Origin of the sequence: Micromonospora sp. NPDC050795 (genome assembly GCF_044456785.1) — a bacterium.
In the GTDB taxonomy this organism is placed as follows: domain Bacteria; phylum Actinomycetota; class Actinomycetes; order Mycobacteriales; family Micromonosporaceae; genus Micromonospora.
Genome location: NZ_JBITGE010000032.1, coordinates 71,869 through 95,173, shown reverse-complemented (window position 1 = coordinate 95,173; position 23,305 = coordinate 71,869). Strand labels below are relative to the sequence as shown.

21 protein-coding genes and 1 pseudogene are annotated in these 23,305 nt (G+C 69.4%); 11 read left to right on the top strand and 11 right to left on the bottom strand.

The features are described from left to right. Positions 1 to 55 precede the first annotated feature (55 nt). The 8 genes from ACIBEF_RS25335 to ACIBEF_RS25300 all read right to left on the bottom strand — a co-directional run bounded on the left by ACIBEF_RS25335 (position 56) and on the right by ACIBEF_RS25300 (position 10,192). The gene (locus ACIBEF_RS25335; protein ID WP_396795625.1) at positions 56 to 676 is read right to left on the bottom strand and encodes a GAF domain-containing protein; all 621 of its coding nucleotides are present in this window, start codon (positions 674 to 676) and stop codon (positions 56 to 58) included. A 312-nt stretch (positions 677 to 988) separates the two neighbouring features. After that, entirely contained in the window at positions 989 to 1,321 is a 333-nt protein-coding gene (locus ACIBEF_RS25330; RefSeq protein ID WP_396795624.1) for a hypothetical protein, read from the bottom strand. Between the two features lie 313 nt (positions 1,322 to 1,634). After that, positions 1,635 to 2,519: a universal stress protein gene (locus tag ACIBEF_RS25325; RefSeq protein WP_396795623.1), complete on the bottom strand. Its 885-nt coding sequence runs from the start codon at positions 2,517 to 2,519 to the stop codon at positions 1,635 to 1,637. Between the two features lie 79 nt (positions 2,520 to 2,598). Then, positions 2,599 to 2,931, bottom strand: coding sequence for a cupin domain-containing protein (locus ACIBEF_RS25320; RefSeq protein WP_396795622.1), 333 nt, complete (start codon positions 2,929 to 2,931; stop codon positions 2,599 to 2,601). 41 nt (positions 2,932 to 2,972) lie between these two features. Continuing rightward, a complete protein-coding gene (locus tag ACIBEF_RS25315; RefSeq protein ID WP_396795621.1) occupies positions 2,973 to 5,660 on the bottom strand; it encodes an HAD-IC family P-type ATPase in 2,688 nt (895 codons plus the stop codon). A gap of 64 nt (positions 5,661 to 5,724) precedes the next feature. Beyond that, positions 5,725 to 6,726 carry an Acg family FMN-binding oxidoreductase gene (locus tag ACIBEF_RS25310; RefSeq protein WP_396795620.1) on the bottom strand — a complete coding sequence of 334 codons (1,002 nt, stop codon included), beginning with the start codon at positions 6,724 to 6,726 and terminating at the stop codon, positions 5,725 to 5,727. Positions 6,727 to 6,764: 38 nt separating this feature from the next. Beyond that, positions 6,765 to 9,146: a phosphoketolase gene (locus ACIBEF_RS25305; protein ID WP_396795630.1), complete on the bottom strand. Its 2,382-nt coding sequence runs from the start codon at positions 9,144 to 9,146 to the stop codon at positions 6,765 to 6,767. A 797-nt stretch (positions 9,147 to 9,943) separates the two neighbouring features. Further along, the gene (locus tag ACIBEF_RS25300; protein ID WP_396795619.1) at positions 9,944 to 10,192 is read right to left on the bottom strand and encodes a hypothetical protein; all 249 of its coding nucleotides are present in this window, start codon (positions 10,190 to 10,192) and stop codon (positions 9,944 to 9,946) included. 29 nt (positions 10,193 to 10,221) lie between these two features. On the opposite strand from ACIBEF_RS25300, the gene ACIBEF_RS25295 reads away from it, so the two are divergent. The 3 genes from ACIBEF_RS25295 (at position 10,222) to ACIBEF_RS25285 (ending at position 12,761) form a co-directional block, all read left to right on the top strand. Further along, positions 10,222 to 10,497: a hypothetical protein gene (locus ACIBEF_RS25295; protein WP_396795618.1), complete on the top strand. Its 276-nt coding sequence runs from the start codon at positions 10,222 to 10,224 to the stop codon at positions 10,495 to 10,497. Between the two features lie 318 nt (positions 10,498 to 10,815). Continuing rightward, positions 10,816 to 12,315, top strand: a complete 1,500-nt coding sequence (locus ACIBEF_RS25290) for a SulP family inorganic anion transporter (protein ID WP_396795617.1) — start codon at positions 10,816 to 10,818, stop codon at positions 12,313 to 12,315. Further along, positions 12,315 to 12,761: a MerR family transcriptional regulator gene (locus ACIBEF_RS25285; protein ID WP_396795616.1), complete on the top strand. Its 447-nt coding sequence runs from the start codon at positions 12,315 to 12,317 to the stop codon at positions 12,759 to 12,761. The genes ACIBEF_RS25290 and ACIBEF_RS25285 overlap by 1 nt, the downstream gene beginning before the upstream one ends. 195 nt (positions 12,762 to 12,956) lie before the next feature. Here ACIBEF_RS25285 and ACIBEF_RS25280 read toward each other — a convergent pair whose 3' ends face one another. Next, complete coding sequence (locus ACIBEF_RS25280) at positions 12,957 to 14,411, bottom strand: glucose-6-phosphate dehydrogenase (protein ID WP_396795615.1); 1,455 nt, start codon at positions 14,409 to 14,411, stop codon at positions 12,957 to 12,959. 164 nt (positions 14,412 to 14,575) lie between these two features. Between ACIBEF_RS25280 and nhaA the strand changes: the two genes are divergently transcribed. Next, entirely contained in the window at positions 14,576 to 15,904 is a 1,329-nt protein-coding gene (nhaA, locus tag ACIBEF_RS25275) for a Na+/H+ antiporter NhaA (RefSeq protein ID WP_396795614.1), read from the top strand. Next, positions 15,901 to 17,751, top strand: coding sequence for a glycoside hydrolase family 15 protein (locus ACIBEF_RS25270; RefSeq protein WP_396795613.1), 1,851 nt, complete (start codon positions 15,901 to 15,903; stop codon positions 17,749 to 17,751). Before nhaA ends, ACIBEF_RS25270 begins: the two co-directional genes overlap by 4 nt. A 167-nt stretch (positions 17,752 to 17,918) precedes the next feature. Here the strand turns inward: ACIBEF_RS25270 and ACIBEF_RS25265 are convergent, their stop codons facing one another. Beyond that, positions 17,919 to 18,092 carry a CsbD family protein gene (locus ACIBEF_RS25265; protein WP_396795612.1) on the bottom strand — a complete coding sequence of 58 codons (174 nt, stop codon included), beginning with the start codon at positions 18,090 to 18,092 and terminating at the stop codon, positions 17,919 to 17,921. Positions 18,093 to 18,306: 214 nt separating this feature from the next. On the opposite strand from ACIBEF_RS25265, the gene ACIBEF_RS25260 reads away from it, so the two are divergent. The 3 genes from ACIBEF_RS25260 to ACIBEF_RS25250 all read left to right on the top strand — a co-directional run bounded on the left by ACIBEF_RS25260 (position 18,307) and on the right by ACIBEF_RS25250 (position 21,130). Continuing rightward, a complete protein-coding gene (locus ACIBEF_RS25260; protein WP_396795611.1) occupies positions 18,307 to 19,521 on the top strand; it encodes a D-arabinono-1,4-lactone oxidase in 1,215 nt (404 codons plus the stop codon). Further along, entirely contained in the window at positions 19,521 to 19,895 is a 375-nt protein-coding gene (locus ACIBEF_RS25255) for a sensory rhodopsin transducer (RefSeq protein ID WP_396795610.1), read from the top strand. The genes ACIBEF_RS25260 and ACIBEF_RS25255 overlap by 1 nt, the downstream gene beginning before the upstream one ends. A 191-nt stretch (positions 19,896 to 20,086) precedes the next feature. Next, positions 20,087 to 21,130 (top strand): aromatic acid exporter family protein, encoded by a 1,044-nt coding sequence (locus ACIBEF_RS25250; RefSeq protein ID WP_396795609.1) that lies wholly within the window; start codon positions 20,087 to 20,089, stop codon positions 21,128 to 21,130. Between the two features lie 161 nt (positions 21,131 to 21,291). Here the strand turns inward: ACIBEF_RS25250 and ACIBEF_RS25245 are convergent. Next, positions 21,292 to 21,681, bottom strand: a pseudogene (locus ACIBEF_RS25245) (bacteriorhodopsin); the annotation flags it as partial. 365 nt (positions 21,682 to 22,046) lie between these two features. On the opposite strand from ACIBEF_RS25245, the gene ACIBEF_RS25240 reads away from it, so the two are divergent. The 3 genes from ACIBEF_RS25240 to ACIBEF_RS25230 all read left to right on the top strand — a co-directional run bounded on the left by ACIBEF_RS25240 (position 22,047) and on the right by ACIBEF_RS25230 (position 23,260). Then, entirely contained in the window at positions 22,047 to 22,364 is a 318-nt protein-coding gene (locus tag ACIBEF_RS25240) for a winged helix-turn-helix domain-containing protein (protein WP_396795608.1), read from the top strand. Then, positions 22,255 to 22,512: a BTAD domain-containing putative transcriptional regulator gene (locus ACIBEF_RS25235; protein ID WP_396795607.1), complete on the top strand. Its 258-nt coding sequence runs from the start codon at positions 22,255 to 22,257 to the stop codon at positions 22,510 to 22,512. Before ACIBEF_RS25240 ends, ACIBEF_RS25235 begins: the two co-directional genes overlap by 110 nt. A 115-nt stretch (positions 22,513 to 22,627) precedes the next feature. Next, complete coding sequence (locus tag ACIBEF_RS25230; RefSeq protein WP_396795606.1) at positions 22,628 to 23,260, top strand: hypothetical protein; 633 nt, start codon at positions 22,628 to 22,630, stop codon at positions 23,258 to 23,260. Positions 23,261 to 23,305: the final 45 nt, after the last annotated feature.

Here is a 23,305-nt window from a genome sequence, read left to right as displayed (position 1 = left end):
GCGGCGCCAGCACAGCCCACTCATGGTTCGTCAGATCGCCTCGTGCCACACAGGCCTAACGAGCGAGATTCATGATCCGCGAGACAGAACCTAGCTGGACGCTGATCATTCCGGTGGCCTGATGCACCTCGGGATGCCGCAGGCCCGACTGCTCGGTCCACTGATTGTCCTGGTCCGGGCGTTTCTCCGGCAGCCCGTCGAGCAGCATCGCGCGCACCGTGTCAGCCATCACCAGAGCGTCGGCCAACTGCTCGTCGTCGAGTTTCCCGGCTCGCAGGCGATAGAGGTCCAGTACGCCGAGACGGATCCCGCCGATTTGCAGCGGCAGCGCGAACACCGCGTGGACCCCGATGGCCATGGCTGCCTTCGCGAATATTGGCCAGCGAGCCTGGCAGTGCGGCGCCGCCAGGTCCGCGACCAACGCGGGAGCGCCACTGATCGCGTCGACGGAAGGGCCCTCGCCCAAAGTGAGGGCCAACTCCTCCAGGTGGGAGGCCACCACGTTACTGGCACCCAGCACCTCCCGCGGGGTGTCGCGCAGTGACACCGCGACGGCGGCGCAATCGACACCGGCCACCGCCACTGCAACGGCGCAGGCGTGCTCGACCGAGACGGTGGCACCCCGCGCTTCGGCGACGACCAGGGCCCACAGCCGGAGCCTGCGTTCGGTGCTCACCGACACTGGGGTACGACCGGGCCGGTTCCGTCGGGCGCGACCGTCCCCGGCGGATCCGGCGACCCTGAACAGGGCCCCGAAGCCCGGAGTCGGGATCTGACCCCGCTGGAAAGCTCATTCACAATTTGCTCCAACCAAATGGTCCTCGACAGACAGATGCCGGTAGCTGACCCAGGGTCCCGGGCGGCCCTCACCGTCTGAGGCCGACGTGCCGAAACCCTCCCTCGACAAGTCCGCACCCGATCAGTCGGCAGGTCCAGGCCGGATGCGACGATCAGCCGGATGGCAACGCACACCTCGGCCTGGAATCTGCTACTCGACCGGTTGGCTGGAGTTGTACCGCCACCTGGAGTCAGGGAGTTGAGCTGCGGCGCGGCGGGCGACGATATCGCTCACCCAGGCGAGCCCGTCGAGGTCGGCGGAAACGGACGTCGGTGCGAGCCGCCACACCTCCACGAAGACCGCCCGCGTCACGGACACAGCGAGCGCCGTGCTGCCCAGGCTGTCGGACAATTGCGTGAAGATGGTGCGGACAAGACAGCGGTAGAAGTGACCGAAGGCGGCCTGGTCGCGATCACCGATCCGCTTGACAAGATCAGTGACCGTCTCGGGGTCCGGCGCGACGCGCATCGACGGAACAAGCATCCAAGGCTCCCGGTGATGTGCCTGGGGCTAGGGGCACCACCGGGGACCAGAGCGGCTGCTTCGGCTGTCAGCGTACGCCTACGGTCAAGCCACGGAGCGCATCGCCGACCGTCGAGCGGGCCGACGGCCTGAGTTGCTATCACCCGCCTCACCGGCTCGCGAGCAGCACGGCTCACGGCCTGATCGGTGGCGCCGATCGGTTGGGTCGCTGCAGGGTGGTGACCGCGTCGGGCTCGGTGAAGATCAACGGCGCGCAGTGTCGCCGCCCCGACACAGCGACTGATGTGCTTCGTTGGCGATGGTGGGACCGTGTCTATGTCGTCGCGGCCCCTTGTTCTTGCGATGCGTCGTGCACGATGGTGACCGGGCAGGCCGCGTGGTGCAGGACGGCGTGGCTGACCGAACCGAGGCGCCGACCACGAAGCCCACCGCGTCCGCGGGCCCCGAGGACGACGAGTTGGGCGCGGTCGCTGGCGGTGACGAGCGCGTGTGCCGCTCGGCCGGTCGCCAGTTGCCGATGCACGACCACCTGTGGGTACTTCTGCGACCAGCCCGACAGCGCTTCGGTCAGAACCTGGTCGTGGTCGACGTGTTCGGACCCGGGGTCGCTCTCGAGCGTTGAAGCGTCGTCGGTGCTAGACGAGTCTTGCCGAGTGTGCAGAGCCCGCAGGTCAGCCTTGCGAAGCACGGCCTCGTGGAATGCGAAACCGATGGCGGCGTGGTTGCCCGGTGAGCCGTCCACACCGATCAGGATCTCACCTCCGGTCGTTGACGTGCCGCGTGTGATCAGGACAGGGCAGGCGGCGTGCGCGGCCACCGTCACCGCGACCGAACCGAGCAGCAACTCGGGAAAGCCGCCCCGGCCGCGGTGTCCCAGTACGAGGAGATCCGCGTCGGCTGACTCGCGGATCAGGACGGTGGTCGGGTTCCCGGCCAGCACCTCGCCGGTCACCGATACCTCGTCGGTGGCCGCTCGGTCGATGGCGGCCCGGATGGCCGCCTGCGGGTCGGACAGCAGACCGCCCGTCAGTTCGCCGGCCGGGTCGCTGTGTGCCCAGGCGGGGTGGTCGGCCCACGGGTCGCAGTAGACGACGCGTACCGGGCGTCCGCGTAGTGCGGCCTCGCGGACTGCGAGGTCGACCGCGACGAGGCTGCAGTCGGACCCGTCGACTCCGACAAGGATGGGTGGGCCGGTCATGGTGTACCTCCGGTGGACACTGATGAATTGTCGGTATGCCCGGCGCCACGGCGGTGGGATGGGCGGTGAGGCGGGCCGGTCATGGGTGCTTGGTAACGGTGAGCAGCACCGCGGTGTCTTCGAGCGCTTCCAGGGTGTGCCGGCGGTCCGGCACGATCAGCAGGTCGCCAGGCGCGCCGTCCCAGGACGTTTCGCCAGCGCCGAGCCGGACCCGGCCGTGCAGGACGTGGACTGTGGCCTCGCCGGGGTTCTCGTGTTCGCTGAGCATCTGACCGGCGGTCAGCGCGATCATCGTCTGCCGGAGTTGGTGCTCGTGACCGCCGTAAACGGTGGAGCTACTACGGCCGCTGGAAGCGGCGTGCGCGAGTGTGAGCTGCTGGTGGGCCAGTGCGGTCAGGGAGAACTTCTGCATGAAGGATCCTGTCAGTCTCGTTTGTAAGCCGCCCGGCCAGCTCAGGTCGACTCCGGAATGGGCCTACCAACCTCCGCTGGTGGTGGCGGGGTCGAGTGGATGCGGCGGTCGAGGCGGATGGCGGCGTAGCCCAGGGCGGACACGGCCGTCACGATCAGCAGGTCGGTGGCGGCGACCGGTTCGGTGCCGAGCAACTCGCGCAGCGGTGGGGCGTAGATGGCGGCGAGTTGCAGCAGCAGAGCGGCGCCGACGGCGGCGAACAGCATGGGGTTGGCCGTGGTGCCGGGGCGGGCGCGTGACCCCAGGGCCACGGCGAGTTGGGTGAGGCCCAGGGCGAGCAACGTCAGGGTCTGCCAGGGCCGGTCCGTGGTGTGCGCCCACACGCCGACGCCGATCGTGACGGCGGCGATGACCGCCGCGACGCGCAGGACCCGTTGCCACAGCCCGGCGCCGAGGACGGTTTCGGCCGGCGGGCGTGGGGGCTGGCGCATGCCGTCGGGGTCGGCGGGTTCGCTGCCCATGGCCAGGCCGGGCAGGCCGTGGGTGAGTAGGTTGATCCAGAGGATCTGGGCCGGGAGCAGCGGCAGGGGCAGGCCGACGAACGGCCCGACGAGCATCACGGCGATCTCGGCGGCGCCGCCGGACAGGGCGTAGAGCAGGAACCGGCGGATGTTGGCATAGACACGCCGGCCCTCCTGCGCAGCGGCGACGACGGTGGCGAGTTCGTCGTCGGCCAGGACCAGGTCGGCGGCTTGGCGGGCGACTTCGGTGCCGCGCTTGCCCATGGCCACTCCGATGTCGGCGCGGTGCAGCGCCGGGCCGTCGTTGACGCCGTCGCCGGTCATCGCGACGACCTCACCGGCGGCACGCAGGGCGTCGATGATGGCGACCTTCTGCTGCGGGGTGGCGCGGGCGAAGACCCGTACGCCGCGGGTGGCTGCCGGGCCGGGATCGGTGGTACGACAGTCGACCGCGGTCTCGCCGGCGTCGATGATGCGTAGTTCGGTGGCGATCGCGGTGGCGGTGGCGGGGTGGTCGCCGGTGATGAGGACCGGGGTGATGCCGGCGTCGCGGCACGCGGCGATGGTGGTTGCGGCGGACGCGCGCGGCGGGTCGAGGATCGCCACTAGGCCCAGTAGTCGCAGGCTGTGCTCGTAGCCTGCGGCGTCGCCGGGCACGGTGTCGCGTTCGGCCTGGGCCACGGCGAGGACCCGGTATCCCTCTCGGGCAAGGGTGTCGGCGCGGTCGGTGGCCTGACGCAGCACGTCGGGGTGGTCGGTGAGGACCGCCGGCTGCAGCAGCGCCTCCGGGGCTCCCTTGCAGATGGTCCATACGCGGCCGGTGGCCAACGGGTGTGCGGTGCTCATCCGTTTGCGGTCGCTGTCGAAGGGCGCCTCAGCATGCCGGGGAAACGCCTGGTGCAGCGCGTCGACGTCGATGCCGAGCTTGCCGCCGGCGGTCAGGAGCGCCGCCTCGGTGGGGTCACCGACGGCCATCCAGTCGTCGTTGTCGGGGCTGGGCGCTCGCAGTGACGCATCGTTGCAGAGCACGGCCGCCCGCATCAGCTCCACGAGGTCGGGGGCCTGGTCGCCGGCTTGGTCGGCGACGATGTTCTGGCCGTCTCGGTGGATCTGCCCGTCCGGGGCGAAGCCGAACCCGCTGACCGAGGCATCCCCGTGGGGGGTCCACAGCTGCCGTACGACCATGGTGCCCTCGGTGAGGGTGCCGGTTTTGTCGGTGGCCAGGATCGTCACCGATCCGAGGGTCTCCACCGCCGGCAGCCTGCGGATCACGGCGTGGCGGGCGGTCATCCGGCGTGCGCCCAGAGCAAGGCTGAGGGTGACCACCGCCGGCAGTGACTCCGGTACGGCGGCCACCACCAGGCTGATCGCGGTGACGATCATCAGCTGGAGCGGTTGTCCGCGCATCAGGCCGAGGGCCAGGACCAGCCCGCAGAGCAACAGCGCGCCGACAGCGAGCTGGCGGCCCACGCCGGCCAGGCGACGCTGCAGGGGCGTCAGGCCTGGGCTGGTGACCATCATGGAGGCGATGCGGCCCATCGCGCTGTCCGCGCCGGTCGCGGTGATGACGGCACGTCCGCGGCCCCGGACGACGACCGTGCCGGCCGATACGACTGCCGACGCGGCCGGCGTCGGATCCGCGTCGGTGGCGGCGAGGTATTTGTCGACGGGCGCGGATTCTCCGGTCAGCGCCGCCTCGTCGACGAGCAGCGCGACCGACTCCACGAGGCGGGCGTCCGCGGGTACGACGTCACCTTCGGCCAGGATCAGCAGGTCGTCCGTGACCAGGTCAGCCGCGGGAACTTCGCGTTGCCTGCCGTCGCGGACCACCCGGGCCGCCGGGGCGGTCAGGGCGGACAGGGCGGTGATGGCCCGCTCCGCCTTGATCTCCTGGAGCACGCCGACGGCGGTGTTGACGGCGATGACCAGCAGGATGACGGCCGCGTCGGTGAAGTCGGCGGTCGCCAGGGTGAACCCTGCCGCGGCGAGCAGGACCAGCACCAGCGGGTCGCGCAACTGCGTGAAAATCCGTCGCCACAGCGGTGTGGGTCGCGGCGTCGGCAGGACGTTGCCGCCGTCACGCGCCAACCGCGCCGCGGCGTCGCCCGACGACAGGCCACCGGCATCGGCCGAGGCGGTGCGCAGATCGCCGGTCAGCCGGGGCTCCGAGCCCGCATCCGGTGCGACCTGCGTCTTCGATTCGATCATTGTGGTTCGCCGCCTTTTCGATCGTGGTGACAGCCGCGCGGGGCCGGTGGTGCGCGACGGCTGGTCAGGCCCGCTCGATGACCTGTTCGGCGGGGATTCGCGGGGTGTGCGGAGCGGCGGTGCCGGCCGGGTCCGCGGTAGTGAAGCGCAGCACGAGCTGCGGGTGACCGAGGTCGGCCAGCAGGCGCCGCAGATGCTCACGGGTGACGGCCACTTCGATCGTGGCGCTCAACGGCAGGACGGACACACCAAGTTCGGTGGCGCAGAGCCAGGCGGCGGAGAGCCCCTCGCCGGCACGGAGCCAATCGAGTTTGCCGTCCTCAGGCCCGTAGAGGATCGCGAAGGTGGCGGCGTTCTCGTGGGCCTCGGAGATGGGCAGGTCGCCGTAGTGGCCGAAGTCGCGACCGGGAACGGTCGTCTGCGGGGCACGATCACCGATGGCGGAATCCGGAATGCCGGTGCCGAGCGGCCGGGTGCCGCCGGTCCAGTAGGCGAGCTCGGCCTGCCAGGCGACCTCGTCGGCCTCGGTGCGCTGGGCGTGATCGACGGCGGTGGCCAGGTCGTACACCTGGTCGGGCTGGAGCAGGTGTAGGTGAGCGCCGGCGGATTCGACGGCCGTGACGATGGAGTGCAGCTTGTCGGCGGCGACCGGGTCACTCACGACGGGCCTGCGGTCGGTGTGCCGTAGAGCGATGGTTTGCTGGTGGCGTACCGCAGCCGGGGTGACCGGGATTCGCTGGTCGAGGCGCACCCGCGCCAGGTAGTCGGGGTGCGCGGGGTCCGGCATTCGGGCGACGAGCGTGTGCCAGCCGGCGGCGGCGAGGCTGACCAGCGCGTGGTGCAGCGCGGCACCGCAGCTCAGGACGGCGAGGCGGGAGTCGGGGTCGGTGATCTCGAGGCCCCGGCTGTGATCGAGGTAGAGGTGCAGCTCGTTGCTGCTTAGACGCCACCGCCAGGGTTGCGTGTTGTGAATCGACGGGGCGTGGCCAGCCGCTGCTGCGGCGGCGGACAGCGCCCGGGCCTCGGCGCGGGTGTCGGCGGCCCGGATGGAAGCGTCAGTGCTCATGGTCGGATCTCCTCTTGCATCGATGGACGTGAGGCCGGTCAGGGCGTGTGCGGCCACACCCAGTCGCGGATCTCGGGCAGGTCCTCGCCGGTACGCCGCACGTAGGCGCGGTGCTCGGCGCGTTTGTCGACCATCTGCTGGCGCAGGACGGCTGCCTTGCGGCCGAGGCCGGGAACCCGGTCGATGACGTCCATGACGAGGTGGAAACGATCCATGTCGTTGACGACGAGCATGTCGAACGGTGTCGTCGTGGTGCCTTCCTCCTTGTAGCCGCGAACGTGCAGGTTGTGGTGGTTGGTGCGCCGGTAGGTCAGCCGGTGGATCAGCCACGGGTAGCCGTGGTAGGCCAATATGACCGGCCGGTCGGTGGTGAAGATGGCGTCGAACTCCGGGTCCGGCAAGCCGTGCGGGTGCTCGGAGTCGGGCTGTAGGCGCATCAGGTCGACGACATTGACCACCCGCACCCTGAGGTCGGGCAGGTGGTGGCGAAGCAGGTCGGTCGCGGCGAGGATCTCGCCGGTCGGTACGTCTCCGGCGGCGGCGAGCACCACGTCGGGGTCGCCGTTGTCGTTGCTCGCCCAGTCCCAGATGCCGAGGCCGCGGGCACAGTGCAGGGCGGCCTCGTTCATGTCGAGCCAGGTTGGGGCGGGTTGCTTCCCGGCGACGATGACGTTGACGTAGTCGCGGCTGCGCAGGCAGTGATCGGCCACCGAGAGCAGGGTGTTGGCGTCCGGTGGCAGGTAGACCCGGACGACTTCGGCCTTCTTGTTGACGACATGGTCGATGAAGCCGGGGTCCTGGTGGGAGGTGCCGTTGTGGTCCTGGCGCCAGACGTGCGAGGTGAGCAGGTAGTTCAGCGACGGCACGGGTCTGCGCCAGCCAAGGTGCCGGGTCGTCTTGAGCCACTTCGCGTGCTGGTTGAACATCGAGTCGACGATGTGGATGAACGCCTCGTAGCAGGAGAACAGCCCGTGCCGGCCGGTCAGCAGGTAACCCTCCAGCCAGCCCTGGCAGGTCGTCTCGGAAAGGATCTCCATGACCCGGCCGTGCCGATCCAGGTGCTGATCCACCTCGTCGACTCGGGCCTGCCACGCCTTGCCGGTGGTGTCCAGGACCGCGCCGAGCCGGTTCGATTCGGTCTCGTCCGGGCCGACGAGCCGGAAGTTGCGGTACTGGACGTTGGCTGCCAGGACGTCGCGCAACCAACCGCCCAGCACCCGCGTCGCCTCGGCGATCTCACCGGCCTTGACCGCGTAGTCACGGAAGTCGGGCAACTCCAGGTCCCGGGGAAACCGGCCGCCGTTGGTGTGCGGGTTCGCCGACATGCGCAACTCGCCTCGGGGCAGCCAGTCGACGACCCAGGACTGCGGTGCGCCGTCGGCGTCGAACAATTCCTCCGGCCGGTAGGAACGCATCCACGTCTGGAGGGAGTCGAGGTGAGCGGCGTCGTCGCGGGCCGCCGTCAGCGGGACCTGGTGGGCACGCCACGTCCCCTCCACCTGCAGCCCGTCGACGACCCCCGGGCCGGTCCACCCCTTGGGGGTACGCAGCACGATCATCGGCCAGAGCGGCCGGTCGGTCACCCCATCCTCGCGGGCTGCCCGCTGAATCTCGGCGATCTCGTCGAAGACGACGTCGAGGGTGGCGGCGAGGAGCTGGTGGACGGTGGTGGGATCGTCGCCGGCGACGAGATAGGGCTTGTGGCCGTACCCCTCGAGAAGTTTGCTCAGTTCGTCGTCACCGATGCGGGCCAGGACGGTCGGGTTGGCGATCTTGTAACCGTTGAGATGCAGGATCGGCAGCACCGCACCGTCACCGACCGGGTCCAGGAACTTATTCGAGTGCCACGACGCGGCCAGCGGCCCGGTCTCAGCCTCACCGTCACCGATGACACACGCCACGACCAGGTCAGGATTGTCCAGGGCCGCGCCGTAGGCATGCGACAGCGAGTAGCCCAACTCACCGCCCTCGTGAATCGACCCAGGCGTCTCCGGCGCGACATGCGACGGAACGCCGCCGGGGAAGGAGAACTGAGTGAACAACCGCTGCATACCGACCGCGTCCTGCGATATCCGCGGGTATATCTCCGAGTAGGTGCCCTCCAACCAGGTGTTCGCGACCAGGCCGGGACCACCATGACCCGGGCCGGTCACGTAGATGACCTCCCGGCCACGCGCAGCGATGATCCGCGACAGGTGGGCGTAGAGCAGGTTCAGACCGGGAGTGGTGCCCCAGTGCCCCAGCAGCCGCGGCTTGACCTGCGCCGGTTGCAGCGGCTCGCGCAGCAACGGGTCACCCATCAGGTAGATCTGCCCGACCGACAGGTAGTTCGCCGCCCGCCAGTACGCGTCGATGCGTGACAGCTCGTCGGAACCCAACGGCTCCCCCGCCGCCACATGGAAAGCGGAAGCGGTGTCCAGAGGTGCGGTGCGGGTCGCGGTCATCAGGACCGCCGCCTTTCCTACCGGTAGTGGAAATAGTGCCGTACACGCTTATATGACGACGGTCTGCCGAGGCAGCGAGGCGGTCATGCGGACAATCGTCAGCAGCCCGTCGCGGCCAACGGTCTGCTGCGGCGGCCGCGACTGATCATCTGAGCGGGAACGTGAGCGCCGCGCTGCTCTCCGGGGCGACCAATGCGCCACGTCCCGACGATGTGCTCCGTCTGCGCTCGCCACCGGCAGATGGTCAGGGCCATCAGGGCCAGAAGACCCCTCAAGTCCGGCCTGTCTGCTCCGGCTGCTACCGAGGTTCCGATCAGATGACGGACGTGTCGCTTCGGCGGCGTATGGCGGGCGCGAATACAGGCGCGCATCGGACGCTCCTCGATCATTTCAGCGCGGGTCCGGGGATCCCGGCTTCACCGTCACCGACAAACTGTTTCCCGACTGGCTTGGCTGGAACCTGTCGGACCGATGTAATTTGCGAGCCGGGTATCACCGAACAGCGTTCGATGGCCCGGTCGTTGCGGTTCCTACGATCACCGACCCCGCGTGGCGTCGCTGTGCACGCAGCACGGCCTTGCGAATCTCGTCCGCAGCCAGCAGCAGAACACCGCAGGCCACGAGCTGGCATCGCAGCACAGGGCAGGTGCGCGCAGCGTCTCCGGATCCTCGACGTCACCGACCGGTTCGTAACCCGCCCCGGACACCGCCTGGATCTGGTTGGGCACCCAGACCGCCTGCACCGTCATCTCGGCCTTCGTCAACGTGCCGGTCTAGTCGGTGCAGATCACCGTGGTCGATCCCAGGGTCTCCATCGCGACCAGCTTCTTGATCAGCGCCTTGTGGTGCGCCATCCGCCGGACGCCGACCGCCAGGGCGACCGACATCGTCGCCGGAAGCCCTTCCGGCACCAGGGCGACCATCACGCCGAGCGCGAAGACGAACGACGTCACCACCGGACCACTTGAGGGCAGCCGGATCGCGAACACCAGGGCCCCGATGCAGAACGCGCCGGCGCCCACCACCGCACCGGGCACGGTCGCGGGCGGAGGTGGGCGACCAGCTCACCGTGACCGCGAGCGTCGAGCGGGTCATCAACGAACGCGCGTTCGTCGTCCGCGACGTGGACCTGACCGACGGGACCCTGCTCGTGCTGTCGACGGGCTCGTCGGTGCCCGCCGCGCCGCGGTTGGTGACCGTCGAGGGCACAGTGAATCGGTTCTCCCACCGCGACCTCACCGACCGCTACCACCTCGGGCCACCGGGACCGTACCGGGCCTTCGAGGGCGGGCGGGCGCTCGTCGCCCGGAAGCTAACCGTTTGGTGATGATCGCCCTCGTGCCGCGGAGAGGGGCACCGTCGCATACCCCGAGCCGAGGGCATCCGACCGACTCAGCCCGCTTCCCGCAGCGCGACTTCGGTGATGATCATCACGGCAGCCCAACTCTACCCTCACCGGACGGTAGAGTTCGGTGCAGGTCATCGAGGTGCGACTCCTGCCCCTCGCGGCAATTCCCGGGCGACAGTGCTCGGAAGCGGTCCGAAAAGTCCGACCGGTACTCGTACGTGTGAAGCGCCGTTTCCCCTGACGGGGCACGGCGGCGCGTGTGCGCCCGGCGCGTACACCCCGAACGGAAACGGCTCCATGTCTTCTCCGCTGTCCGCGGTCGCCCGGCCGCGCCTGTCCCGTCCGTCCTGGCTGTCGCCGAAGGTGTTCCGCACCGAGGTGCTCGCCGGCCTGGTCGTCGCCCTGGCGCTGATCCCCGAGGCGATCAGCTTCTCGATCCTTGCCGGGGTCGACCCCCGCGTCGGACTGTTCGCCTCGTTCACCATGGCCGTCGTCATATCGATCTGCGGCGGCCGGCCAGCGATGATCAGCGCCGCGACCGGCGCAATCGCCCTGGTCGTTGCGCCGCTGGTGCAGGAGCACGGTCTCGGCTACCTGTTCGCGGCAGTGATCCTCGGCGGCGTCATCCAGGTGGTTCTCGCGGTGCTCGGCGTGGCGAAGCTGATGCGGTTCATCCCCCGCAGCGTCATGGTCGGCTTCGTCAACGCCCTGGCCATCCTGATCTTCGCCGCCCAGGTCCCCTACCTGCTCGGCGTGCCATGGCTGGTCTACCCGCTTGTCGGGGTCGCGTTGGTGATCATGGTCGGGCTACCTCGGCTCACCAAGGCGGTGCCCGCGCCGCTGGTCGCCATCATCGTGCTGACCGTGGTCACCGTCGCCGCCCACGTGATGGTGCCGACCGTCGGTGACCAGGGCGCCCTCCCGGACAGCCTGCCCGTGTTCGGGCTACCCGACGTGCCCTACACCCTCGACACCCTGACCTTGATCGCCCCCTACGCCCTCGGCGTGGCGCTGGTTGGGCTGATGGAGTCACTGATGACCGCCAAGCTGGTTGACGACATCACCGACACCCGCTCCAACAAGACCCGCGAGTCCTGGGGACAGGGTGTCGCCAACATTGTCACCGGGTTCTTCGGCGGCATGGGCGGCTGCGCTATGATCGGCCAGACGATGATCAACGTCAAGGCGTCCGGTGCCCGGACGCGACTGTCGACGTTCCTTTCCGGTGTGTTCCTGCTCATCCTCGTCGTCGCGCTCGGCGACGTCGTCGCCACCATCCCGATGGCCGCCCTCGTCGCCGTGATGATCATCGTCGCCGTCGGCACGTTCGACTGGCACTCCGTCGCCCCGACCACACTCAAGCGGATGCCACTCGGCGAAACCCTGGTCATGGTCACTACCGTCGGCGCAGTGCTCGCCACCCACAATTTGGCCATCGGCGTGATCGCCGGCGTCCTCACCGCCATGGTCATCTTCGCCCGGCGGGTCGCCCACCTGGTGGAGGTCACCAGCGTGCTGGACCCCGACGAGAGCACCCGCATCTACTTCGTACGAGGTGAGCTGTTCTTCGCCTCCAGTAACGACCTGGTCTTCCAGTTCGATTACGCCAACGACCCGCAGACCGTGGTCATCGACATGACCCACGCCCACGTGTGGGACGCCTCGTCGGTCGCGGCACTGGACGCGATCACCACCAAGTACGCCGCTCGCGGCAAGACCGTCGAGATCATCGCGCTGAACCAGCGCAGCGCCGCCATCCACGGCACCCTCGCCGGCAACCTGAGCGGCGGCCACTGATGCCGGAAACAGTGCGGAACGTCGGGCCGCAGGACAACAGTGGCCTGGCCGCCGGCCGGCTCATGCAGATCGGCGAAGCAGCCGACCGGGTAGGACTGAGCATTCGCACCATCCGACACTACGAGGACGCCGGCCTCATCGTCCCGTCGGCACGCAGCGAGGGCGGCTTCCGCCTCTACACCGAGCCGGACCTCGACCGCCTCGCCGTGGTCAAGCGAATGAAACCGCTCGGGTTCACCCTCGACGAGATGCGCGATTTCCTCAGCGTCCTGGACGCCCTGTGCACCGCCGACGAGGACGACCGGCCAGCCCTGCTCGACCGGCTCGGCATGTTCCACACCGTCGCGACGGCCCGGGTCGACAGCCTACGAGAGCAACTGGCCACCGCCGAGGGCTTCGCCGACACCCTGCGCCACCAACTCGACCAACACCGGCCCGCCCACTGACCGAAGCAGGTCCACGCCGCCGGCAGTCAGGTGCACGTCTGACGGGGCGAAGCTCAACCGGGCCGGACGCGCTACGACGTTGCCGCCACGGGGATCGGAACCCCTGACGTTGGCGCGCCGCCGCTGCGCCGCGCCAAGGTCTCGATCCCTCGTCAACCCCCAGCTGCCCACAGGGCAACCGAGAGCGGCTGTATGTCAGTAACGAGCCACCTCGCCGGGCGCGGGGGCAAGCAGGGAGTCGGCCGGGCCGTGGCTCCCGGCCGGGTACTCCTGTAACGGCACTGCCCCCGCTCGCCAGACTTCGAGCACCGGCGCGACGATGCGCCAGCACTCCTCAGCGGTGTCGCCCCGCACTGACAGAGTCGGGTCGCCGTCGAAGGCGCCGCGCAGCACCTCCCCGTACGGCGGCAGGCCGCCCGGGCCGAAATCGGCGACCAGATGCACCTGATCGATCTCCAACGGGTCGCCTGGGCCGTTGATGTTGACGTCGAGGCCCAGCCGGTCCGGGCCGAAGCCGATCCGCAGCCGGTCTGGTTGCTCGTACCCGGTGAGCCCGGTGGGCACCCGGGGCGGCTGCCGGAAGGTGATCACGGCTTCCTTACGCCGTCCGGCCAGCGCCTTGCCGGAGCGCAGCCGAAACGGCACACCCGCCCACCGCCAGGTGTCCACAGCCAGCACCACCTCCGCCAGGGTCTCGGTCCCCCGGGTCGGGTCGATGCCGGGCTCGTCGGCGTACGCGGGCAGTCGCCGCCCGTCCACCTCCCCCGCCGTGTATCGGGCCCGCCGGCTCCATCGCACCGGATCGCCGTCCCACACCCTGGTGGCGCGCAGCACCTGTGCCTTGCGGCCCCGCACTTCACGGGCGTCGAGGGTGGGCGGCGCGTCCATCGCCATCAGCGCGAGGACCTGCAGCAGGTGACTCTGCACCATGTCGACGAGCGCGCCGGCGCCGTCGTAGTAGCCGGCCCGGCCCTCCAGGCCCAGCGCCTCGTCGAACACGATGTCCACGCAGGCCACGTGCGCGGAGTTGAGCACCGGTTCGAAGATCCGGTTGGCGAAACGCAGACCGAGGATGTTCACCACAGTGGACTTGCCCAGGAAGTGGTCGATGCGGTGCACCTGGTCCTCTGGCACCAGCCCGGCCAGGAGGTCGTTGAGCGACCTCGCCGAAGCGGTGTCCGTGCCGAATGGTTTCTCCAGCATCAACCGGGTGCCGGGCGGCAGGCCGATGCGGGCCAACGTGGCGGCGGCACGAGCGGTGACCGCCGGCGGCAGGGCGAAGAAGATCACCGTCTGCCCCTGGCAAGCCGCCAGCAACCGCCGCAGGTCCTCCTCCGCCGTCACGTCGGCCGCCAGGTAGCGGGCGGAGCGCACCACCTCGGCCTCCCGAGGCCCGCCCGCCCCCACCGTCGCGAAGGATCCGGCTATCCGGCCACGCCACCGCTCGTCGTCCCAGTCGTCCCTGCCGCTGCCAACCAGCCGCAGGTCAGGCACAGCGCCGCTGGCCACCAGCCGACCCAGCCCCGGCAGCAGCAGACGCGCGGCCAGGTCACCGCTGGCGCCGAGCAACAGCAACGTCTGGGGTACGGCCTCGGAGAGGGCGGGACGATCGGCCACGCAAGGGGCCGCGCTCGGGGTCGATGTGGTCATGCACGCTCCATGCCCCGCCGGTCGGGCGGGTACGCATCGGTCTGCCCAACATGCCTGCGCTCCGCCCAGCGGAGGTCGGACGACAGGCGTGGCGGTGTATGAACGTTTTGGCGGGGGTACTGCCAGGTCACGACGAACCACTTCGCCGGCAGAAGGGCACGCTTGTGGCTGACCATCCTGACGAGGAGCGTGCCTCACCGCCGCGGTTGTTCCGGCTGTCGTCGTGGCGCGAGGCGAAGTTCCTCGCCGAGGCGCTGCGGATGGAGACGGTCGGCGGTGCCCTGCTGCTGCTCGGCGCGGTGCTGGCTCTGATCTGGGCGAACACACCGTGGACAGACGCCTACGAGGGCGTCCGAGGTTTCGTGCCCTGGCCGGGCGGTGAGGCCCTGTACCTCAATCTCGACCTGGCGCACTGGGCCGGTGACGGGCTGCTGGCCATCTTCTTCTTCGTCGTGGGCTTGGAACTCAAACGTGAGTTCGTCGCCGGAAGTCTGCGTGATCCGCGGCAGGCCGCGCTGCCCATCGTTGCCGCGATCGGCGGGATGGCCGTACCCGCGCTGATCTTCGTCCTGTTCAACCTGAGCGACAGCGCCGCGCTGCAGGGCTGGGCGGTGCCCACTGCCACCGACATCGCGTTCGCGCTGGCCGTGCTCGCGGTGATCGGCTCGCATCTGCCACTGGGGCTGCGGGCGTTCCTGTTGACCTTGGCCGTCGTGGACGATCTGTTCGCGATCACCATCATCGCGGTCTTCTACACCGACGACTTCAACCTGCTGCTCCTGTTCTGCTCGCTGCTGCCGATCGTGGTGTTCGCCCTGCTGGTGCAGCGTGGCAAGACCTGGTGGTGGGCGCTGATCCCGCTGGCCGTCACGTCGTGGGCGCTGATGCACGCCTCCGGTGTGCACGCCACCATCGCCGGGGTGCTGCTCGGTTTCGTCGTTCCGGTGCTGGCCCGCGACGGCTCCGAACACGGCATGGCGGAGCATTTCGAGCACCTGTGGCGGCCGATCTCCGCCGGGATCGCGGTACCGGTCTTCGCGTTCTTCGCCGCCGGGGTCTCGCTGCGCGGGACCGACCTGGGGGCGATCGCGACCGATCCGATCGTTCTGGGCATCGTCGCCGGTCTGGTGCTGGGCAAGGTGATCGGCATCTTCGGCTCGTCGTACCTGATGGCCCGCTTCACTCGCGCGGAACTCGACGAGGAACTGAGCTGGACCGACCTGCTCGGGGTGTCCCTGCTCGCCGGGATCGGCTTCACCGTCAGCCTGCTGATCGGCGAACTCGCCTTCGGCACCGGCACCGAACGCGACGGTGCCGCCAAGGTCGCCGTCGTGGCCGGCTCGGTCATCGCCGCCGTGCTGGCCGCGATCGTGCTCAGCCGCCGCAACACCGTCTACCGGCGCCTGCACGAACGCGCGAACCGCGACTCCGACGCTGACGGGGTGCCCGACATCTACCAACCCTCGCCACTAGCGGAGACCAGACCGACATGACGCTTGACCAGGGCACGAACCCCTTCACCCAGCCAATTCAGACGGTCGACGGGTATCCCCGGATCGCCGATCATGCGCTGGTCGGCGACGGGGCCACGGCGGCGCTGGTCGGCATGGACGCCACCATCCGATGGCTGTGTCTGCCCCGCTTCGACGGACCGGCTCTGTTCGCGTCCCTGCTGGACGCGGAGCAGGGCGGCGCCTGGACGGTACAGCCGGCAGGGCTTCGGGAGGTGCGGCAGCACTATCTGGCCGACACCGCCGTGGTGGTCACCGATCTGCGGTGCGACACCGGCACCGTGCAGGTCACCGACGCCATGGTGGTCGACGGAACCCTCGGCACCGGCCGCCCCAGCGGGCCCGGGGAACTGGCCCGCCTGGTCACCGTTCTGCAGGGGGAGGTCGACCTGCGGATCCACCTCACCGGCCGGGGTGGGCTGACCCCTTCGGCGGGCACCGGCGAGGTCACGCTCGGGTGGCCCGATGCTCCTGACCCGGTCAAGCTGACCAGCACTCGCACTGTGGACGGGCTCGACCGGCTCGACGGGTCGGTGCGGCTACGGGCGGGTGATCGCCTGGGCCTGGTGCTGCGCTGGGCCGACGGGCCCACCCGGCTACGCACGGCGGACGAGGTGGAAGCCGCCCTGGACTCCACGGCCGCCGCCTGGCGCACCTGGACCACGAGCATCACCTACACCGGACCGTACGAGGACCTGGTACGACGCAGCGCCATCACGCTCAAGTTGTGCGACCACCACGCCAGCGGCGCCATCGTCGCCGCCCCGACGTCGTCACTTCCCGAGGCCATCGGAGGTGAACGCAACTGGGACTACCGGTTCACCTGGGTCCGCGACGCCGCCTACACCGTGTACGCGCTGCGCTGCATCGGCCTGGCCGACGAGAGCGAAGGCTTCCTCACCTGGATCCTGGACGCCTGCCTGCGCGACGGCCGGCCGCACATCCTGTACACCCTCGACGGCACTCAGCCGGGAGCTGAACACATCGACCCCGACCTGGAGGGTTACCGCGGGTCCGCGCCGGTCCGGTGGGGCAACGCCGCCGCCGATCAGGTCCAACACGACGTGTACGGCGAGATCCTCGACTGCGCCTGGCAGTGGGTTCGCGGTGGCGGCACCGTCGACGACCTCCGGTGGGCCAAGCTGGTCGAGCTCGGGGCCGCGGCGGAGGACAACTGGCGTACCCCGGATCACGGAATCTGGGAGATCCGGGACGCGGGACGCCCGTTCACCTACTCGGTGGCAATGTGCCAGGTGGCCGCGGACCGCATGGCGCGCATTGCCGCCTCGACCGGCCGCAGCGACGAGGAGGGCCGGTGGCGCAAGCTGGCCGACACGATCCACGCGCACCTGCTCGAACAGGCGTGGGATCCCGACGCCGGCCACCTCACCGAACACCTCGGCCAGCCCGGCACCGTCGACGCGAGCCTGCTGGCGTTGCCCCTGCGACGGGTCCTCGACGCGGGCGACCCGCGGATGACGGCGACGGTCGACGCCGTCGTCGAGCGGCTCGGCGCCGGCAACGACCTGCTCTATCGGTACCTTCCCGCCGAATCCCCCGACGGTCTGCGCGGGGAGGAGGGCGCCTTCCTGCTCTGTTCATTCTGGTGGGTGGACAACCTCGCGCAGAGCGGCCGGGTCGACGAGGCGCGGGAACGCTTCGAACGGCTCTGCGCCCGGGTCAACCACGTCGGCCTGCTGCCCGAACAGATCGATCCCACCAACGGACAGTTCCTCGGCAACTTCCCCCAAGCGTTCAGCCACATCGGCCTGATCAGCAGCGCCGTCAACCTCGCCCGGACCGAGCGAGTGCGAGCGGGCAACCGGTAAGGCCATGCCCGGCGGCGCTGTGTGCCCCGTCCTTGCCCATGGACGCCCCCCGCGCAGGTCGAAGGCCGTCAGTCGGGTCCGGCCGGCCACGGACGAAAGCCACGACGGGGATGCCGTCGTGGCTGTTCAGTCGGCCTGCCGTGCCGCGATCCCCTGCACGGGCCAGGTCAGCTCTTGAAGGCGTCCTTGATCTTCTCGCCGGCCTGCTTGGCGTTGGCCTTGGTCTGGTCGCCGCGGCCCTCAGCTTCGAGATTCTCGTCGTCGGTGGCCTTGCCGGCGCCCTCCTTGAGCTTGCCGGTGGCCTTCTCGGAGGCATTGCTGATCTTGTCGTCGGCACCCATGGAGCCTCCCTACGTCGGTGGTCGCGCGCTCTGCGCAGCGGCGTACCCTCGCCGGTCAGCCCCAACCATCGACCTTCTGTGGCGGGTCCGGCGGCACCGGCCCGGCGAGGCGGCAGCAGGCGTTTGACGCCGGCTCCTCCTACGACGCCGGGAACGCACCGCCACCAACTGGTCGCAGCGGGACTATCGTCCGCGCCGGCGGGTAGTCCGCTAGATGCGGCGGTTCGTCAACTGGTCCGGCAGCCTCTCGTTCACCCCTCGGGAGTACGCCGAGCCGGCTGACGAGGACGCTGTCCGGGACCTCGTCATAGGGGCACGACAGGCGGGGCGGACGATCCGTCCCGTCGGTTCGGGCCACTCGTCAAGCCCGCTGGCGCGCACCGACGACATCCTGCTCAGCGTGGACCGGCTCACCGGCGTGATCGACGAGCACGACGGTCAGGTGCGGGTGCGGGCGGGGACCAAACTCAAGACCCTCGGTGAGGGCCTGTACGACGCCGGCCTGGCCATGGACAACCTCGGCGACGTGGACTACCAGTCGATCGCCGGCGCGACCGCCACGGGCACCCACGGCACCGGCATCGGATTCGGCAACCTGTGCACCCAGGTGACCGGCGTCCGTCTGGTCACCGGTACCGGCGACGTGCTGGACATCTCCGCTGACGACAACCCGCATCTGCTGCCGGCTGCCCGGCTGTCGCTGGGCGCGCTCGGCGTGGTCACCCAGGTCACCCTGGACGTGCAACCGCACTACGAGTTGCGCCGTCGGGCGTGGTGCGCGCACATCGACTGGACCCTGGACCACCTCGCCGAGTTGCAGCACACCAACCGCAACATGGACTTCTACTGGTACCCGCGCAGCGACCAGACCCAGATCCGCACCCTGAACCGCGGCGACGGGGGGTCCGACGAGCGGGGGTGGGCCGCGCCGCGGGTGCCGGGCTCCGAACCGTGGGACACACCCCGCGAGATCCGGTCCGGTCCGATCCATCGCACCATCCCGCAGGAGCGGGACCTGCGGTTCGAGGAGATCGAGTACATGCTGCCGTCGGAGGCGTTCCCCGCCTGCTTCGCTGAGGTTCGACGCCGGATCATGCAACGGCACCGCAAGGTGGTCGGATGGCGGGTGCTCGTGCGCAGCATCGCCGCCGACGACATCTGGTTGAGCAACGCGTACGGCCGACCCACCACCACCATCGCCTGCCTGCAGAACACCTCGCTGCCGTACGAGGATTACTTCCGGGACATGGAGGCGGTGTTCCGCCAGTACGGGGGTCGGCCGCACTGGGGCAAGAAGCACTGGTTGACCGCCCGCGACCTGCGGCCCCTCTATCCCCGCTGGGACGACTTCCAGGCGGCGCGTCACCGCCTCGATCCGGACGGCGTGTTCGCCAGTCCGGACCTGACCCGCCTGTTGGAGGAGACCTGATGCCCGACGTCGGCGCCCGCGTCTGGGTCGTGCCAGGTGGGCACATCCCGTTTCCCAGCAACGGTCCGGAGCCGGCGTTCACCAGCTTCGATGAGATCTGCGTGCTCAACGCCAGCGACACCCGCGCCGATGCGCAGCTGTGGTTCTACTACGAGGACGCCGAGCCGGTCGGTCCGTACGCCATCGTCGTCGACGCCCGCAGGGTGCGGCACGTCCGGGTCAACGACCTGATCGACCCGGAGGCGGTGCGCCTGGACCGCCCGTACGGCTGCCTGCTGCGCTCCCCGGTGCCGGTGGTGGTGCAGTTCCTGCGCCAGGACACCCGGCTGCCGGGGGTGGTCGCGCTGGCCGCGACCATGGCCCACCCCGCCTGAGTCGCCAGACAGGTCTCGGGTCGCTGGCCACGACCATGGCACCCGGACTGAGTGGTCAGACAGCGTTCGGGCTCCGGCCGCACCGGGTAGGCGTGGCCATGAGGTTCACGGCCGGGGGATCCGGTAAACATGCCGTTGCAGGCCATGTGCGTGCCCGGATTGCCGAGGCCGGCAGGGCCAGCCACCACCGATTGCGAACCTATCTGATCGTGGGCTTCCAGGCCGGCGTGGCTGCCGCGCTGGCCTGGCTGGTGGCCCGCGAGGTCCTCGGCAACCCGGAGCCGACCTTCGCGCCCGCCGCGGCCGTCGGTGTGATCGCGGCGTCCCTCGGCACCCGCGCCCGCCGCACGCTGGAACTGGTCGGCGGGGTGGTGCTCGGCATTGCGGTGGGTGACCTGCTGATCAGCCTTTTCGGCACCGGGCCATGGCAGGTCGGCGTGATCGTCTTCCTGGCCATCACCGCAGCAATTGTGGTGCGCGGCTCCGGGGCGCTGTTGGCCCAGACCGGCGGTACGGCAGTGCTCGTCGCCACCCTCACCCCGACCGCACCGGATCTGGAGCTGCCCCGAACGATCAACGCGTTGATCGGCGGGATCGTGGGTCTGTTCGTGGTGCTCGTCCTCCTACCGATCAACCCGCTCCGAACGGTGCGCCGGGCCGCCGACCCCGCGCTGGACCTGTTCGCCCGGCACATGACCGCGTCGGCGCAGGCACTCACCGACGCGGACTGCGAGCGCGCGAAGGAGGTGCTGGAGCAGATGCGCGACGCCGAGCCGCAACTCGAACAGCTCGCCGAGGTGGTGGCCGCCGCCGACGAGGTCGTCCGGTTCTCCCCCGTACGATGGCGCCGACGCAGGGCACTCGGCGCGTACCGCAACGGGGTGATGCACACCGAGCGGGCGTTCCGCAACTGCCGCGGTCTGGTCCGCCGGATCGTCACCACTCTGCACGACGAGGAACCGGTGCCAGCCGGCCTACCGGCGGCGGTGGAGCACCTGGGCGAGGCGGTCCGGCTGCTGCATAGGGAGTTCCTTGCCGCGCAGGAGCCGGTGCAGACCCGCGAGCGGGTGCTACACGCGGTCCGCGAGGCGGGCGCGGCATGCCGGCAGGATCTGGGCTTCTCCGGGACGATCGTGGTCTCGCAACTGCGTACCGCCGCCAGCGACCTGCTCCGGGCCACCGGCGTGTCCCGTGACGAAGCCCGCCGCCTGGTGCGCCAGGCCGCCGCCGGCTGATCGCTGGTGTTCGCGCCCCAACTGCGCTCGGAGCAGGATTTTCGTGGCCGGCGAAGCCCTCCACCGGACGTGGCGGAGGTCAGTCCGCCGCGCGGCTGGGCCACATCATCGTCGATCGCAGGCTGGAAGTTCTCTGCGACGCTGACCTTCCGGGCGATCACCCCGAGCAGCACCCCGTAGATCACCTTCGAGGTGATATCGGCCAGCGTGTAGGTGATCTGCCGGGCCACCACCCCGTCGGCGGAATCCCACATCGCCGGCATGAGGTACGCCCCGGGATAGAGCATCCAGGAGACGAGGAGCAGCCACCACACGGACTTCGCCAGGCCCCGGGCGGCGCTGGGCAGCCGGCGCAGGCTGCCGAAGATCAGACGGGCGACCAGAACGAGCAGGAACAGGAAGAACACCGTGCTGACCAAACCCCAGATCCAGAACGGCCAGGACCGGTCCGACTCGTAGAACTGGCCCGCATAGCCCGTGTAGATCATGGCCAGGCCGGCGGCGACAAACAGCACCCAGGTGCGGTGGAAGGGCCGGCCGGTGACACCCACGCGGCAAGTAGCAGCGCGATGATCACGGCCAGGGACAGCGGAGCGACGGCCAACAGGAGCCTCCCGCTCAGGTAGGCGGTGGCGGCCACCGCCAACAGGCACAACCCGTACAGGGCCGTGACGCGCAGCAGCCACGGCACGGCTTCCCACGGTCTTCTCTGAGCCGGTTTCCGGTAGCCAACGGTCTCCTGTCTGGATCAGTAGCCGAGGGCCGCACCATCGCCGCGCGGGTTCGCGCCCGCAGTAACCACCTCGTCTGCGGCGCCGGTTACCCCGCAGCAGGCTGGGTAGTCACCCAGCATGGTTCCGTCACCGCGAATCGCTACCCGGAGCAAGGTAGGTCACGGGCCCTCCTGACGGTTCCGGTGTCACCCCTGGAACGGGCTCTGGTCGCCCTGCTGGCGCTGACGCCAGCCCGGACCGTGTCGACGACGACGATCGTGGACGCGCTGTGGGGCGACCATCCGCCCCAGTGCGCCCGCACCCGCGTCCAGGCCCTCGTCTCGGGCGTACGCCGCAAACTTGTCAGCTCGGCCGACGCGTTGGCCAACCCGCGCGCCCGGCTACGCGCTCGTGGCGCAGATCGACAACGTCCTGTTCGGCCGCCTGCTCGACGTAGGCCGTGGCTGCGTGGCCGAGCGCGACGCCGAACGGGCGTGCGCCGCGTTCGACGAGGCGATTAACCTCTGGCGGGGCCCCGCGCTCGGCGGCGTCGACGCCCCGTACGCGGGCGTGGCGCGGGCCACGCTGGCCGTTCTCGACGGCGTGTCGCATCCGGTAGCCGTACCGAGGTTCGCGAACTTAGGGATGATTAATCCATCGAACTATTGATACTCTTTCCCGCAAGATCGCCGCCGCCCGTAGCGGGCCGGTGTGCGAGGCGTGAACTTATATACAGGGGAGTAGTGCGGGGGTAATGGGTATCAGATCGAGCAAGTTTGCCCTGATGGCAATTCCAGCGTGCCTGAGCTTGGCGGCAACGTTGGCGTTCAGCGCTCCGGCTCACGCTGCAGAACAGGGGTACGACCCTGCCATTGCGGCCGCGCTTGACCGCGTTGCGGACGGCAGCTGGACTGATGCGGACATCCAGCTGATTCAAGGCGTGCCAGAAGTCGGGCAGGCGGTGCCGGACCCTCGCGACGAGGGCACGGTGAGCGAAGTGAAGATCGACACCTCGCCGAACATTTACCCCCCAGAGAACGCGCCGGGGACCTATCAGCAAGCGGCTGCGGCGACAACGAGGTGCAAAGACCTCACCGTCTCCATCGACAAAAAGGATTTCTTCGGCTCGCGGATCTACCGTTTCAATACGCGCACCGAATGGTGTTACAACGGAAGCAAGGTTACCGGGATTTACCGTAAGGATGGTTGGATTTCCAACAATACCTGGGGTATCTACTTCCGGTCATGGAGCATCGACTCGTCGTCTACCCGGCCAGACGGGAGCGCCTACCACGACAAGCGAGCCAACCTCGACTACTGCGTTGCCTACTACGGCTGCTACACCCAGACCCATCCGTACGTCTACCTGAAGATGTACAAGACGGGCGGTTACGAACATCGCCGGTATGCGGGATAACCATGGAAGAGTTCCGGTCCATCGCCATCAGAGTCGTGCTGGGAC

Coding starts and splice junctions, on each gene's coding strand:
- ACIBEF_RS25330 (WP_396795624.1), bottom strand. CDS start 1,321: ATGCTTGTTCCGTCGATGCGCGTCGCGCCGGACCCCGAGACGGTCACT.
- ACIBEF_RS25325 (WP_396795623.1), bottom strand. CDS start 2,519: ATGACCGGCCCACCCATCCTTGTCGGAGTCGACGGGTCCGACTGCAGC.
- ACIBEF_RS25320 (WP_396795622.1), bottom strand. CDS start 2,931: ATGCAGAAGTTCTCCCTGACCGCACTGGCCCACCAGCAGCTCACACTC.
- ACIBEF_RS25315 (WP_396795621.1), bottom strand. CDS start 5,660: ATGATCGAATCGAAGACGCAGGTCGCACCGGATGCGGGCTCGGAGCCC.
- ACIBEF_RS25310 (WP_396795620.1), bottom strand. CDS start 6,726: ATGAGCACTGACGCTTCCATCCGGGCCGCCGACACCCGCGCCGAGGCC.
- ACIBEF_RS25290 (WP_396795617.1), top strand. CDS start 10,816: ATGTCTTCTCCGCTGTCCGCGGTCGCCCGGCCGCGCCTGTCCCGTCCG.
- ACIBEF_RS25285 (WP_396795616.1), top strand. CDS start 12,315: ATGCCGGAAACAGTGCGGAACGTCGGGCCGCAGGACAACAGTGGCCTG.
- ACIBEF_RS25280 (WP_396795615.1), bottom strand. CDS start 14,411: ATGACCACATCGACCCCGAGCGCGGCCCCTTGCGTGGCCGATCGTCCC.
- ACIBEF_RS25270 (WP_396795613.1), top strand. CDS start 15,901: ATGACGCTTGACCAGGGCACGAACCCCTTCACCCAGCCAATTCAGACG.
- ACIBEF_RS25265 (WP_396795612.1), bottom strand. CDS start 18,092: ATGGGTGCCGACGACAAGATCAGCAATGCCTCCGAGAAGGCCACCGGC.
- ACIBEF_RS25260 (WP_396795611.1), top strand. CDS start 18,307: ATGCGGCGGTTCGTCAACTGGTCCGGCAGCCTCTCGTTCACCCCTCGG.
- ACIBEF_RS25255 (WP_396795610.1), top strand. CDS start 19,521: ATGCCCGACGTCGGCGCCCGCGTCTGGGTCGTGCCAGGTGGGCACATC.
- ACIBEF_RS25230 (WP_396795606.1), top strand. CDS start 22,628: ATGGCAATTCCAGCGTGCCTGAGCTTGGCGGCAACGTTGGCGTTCAGC.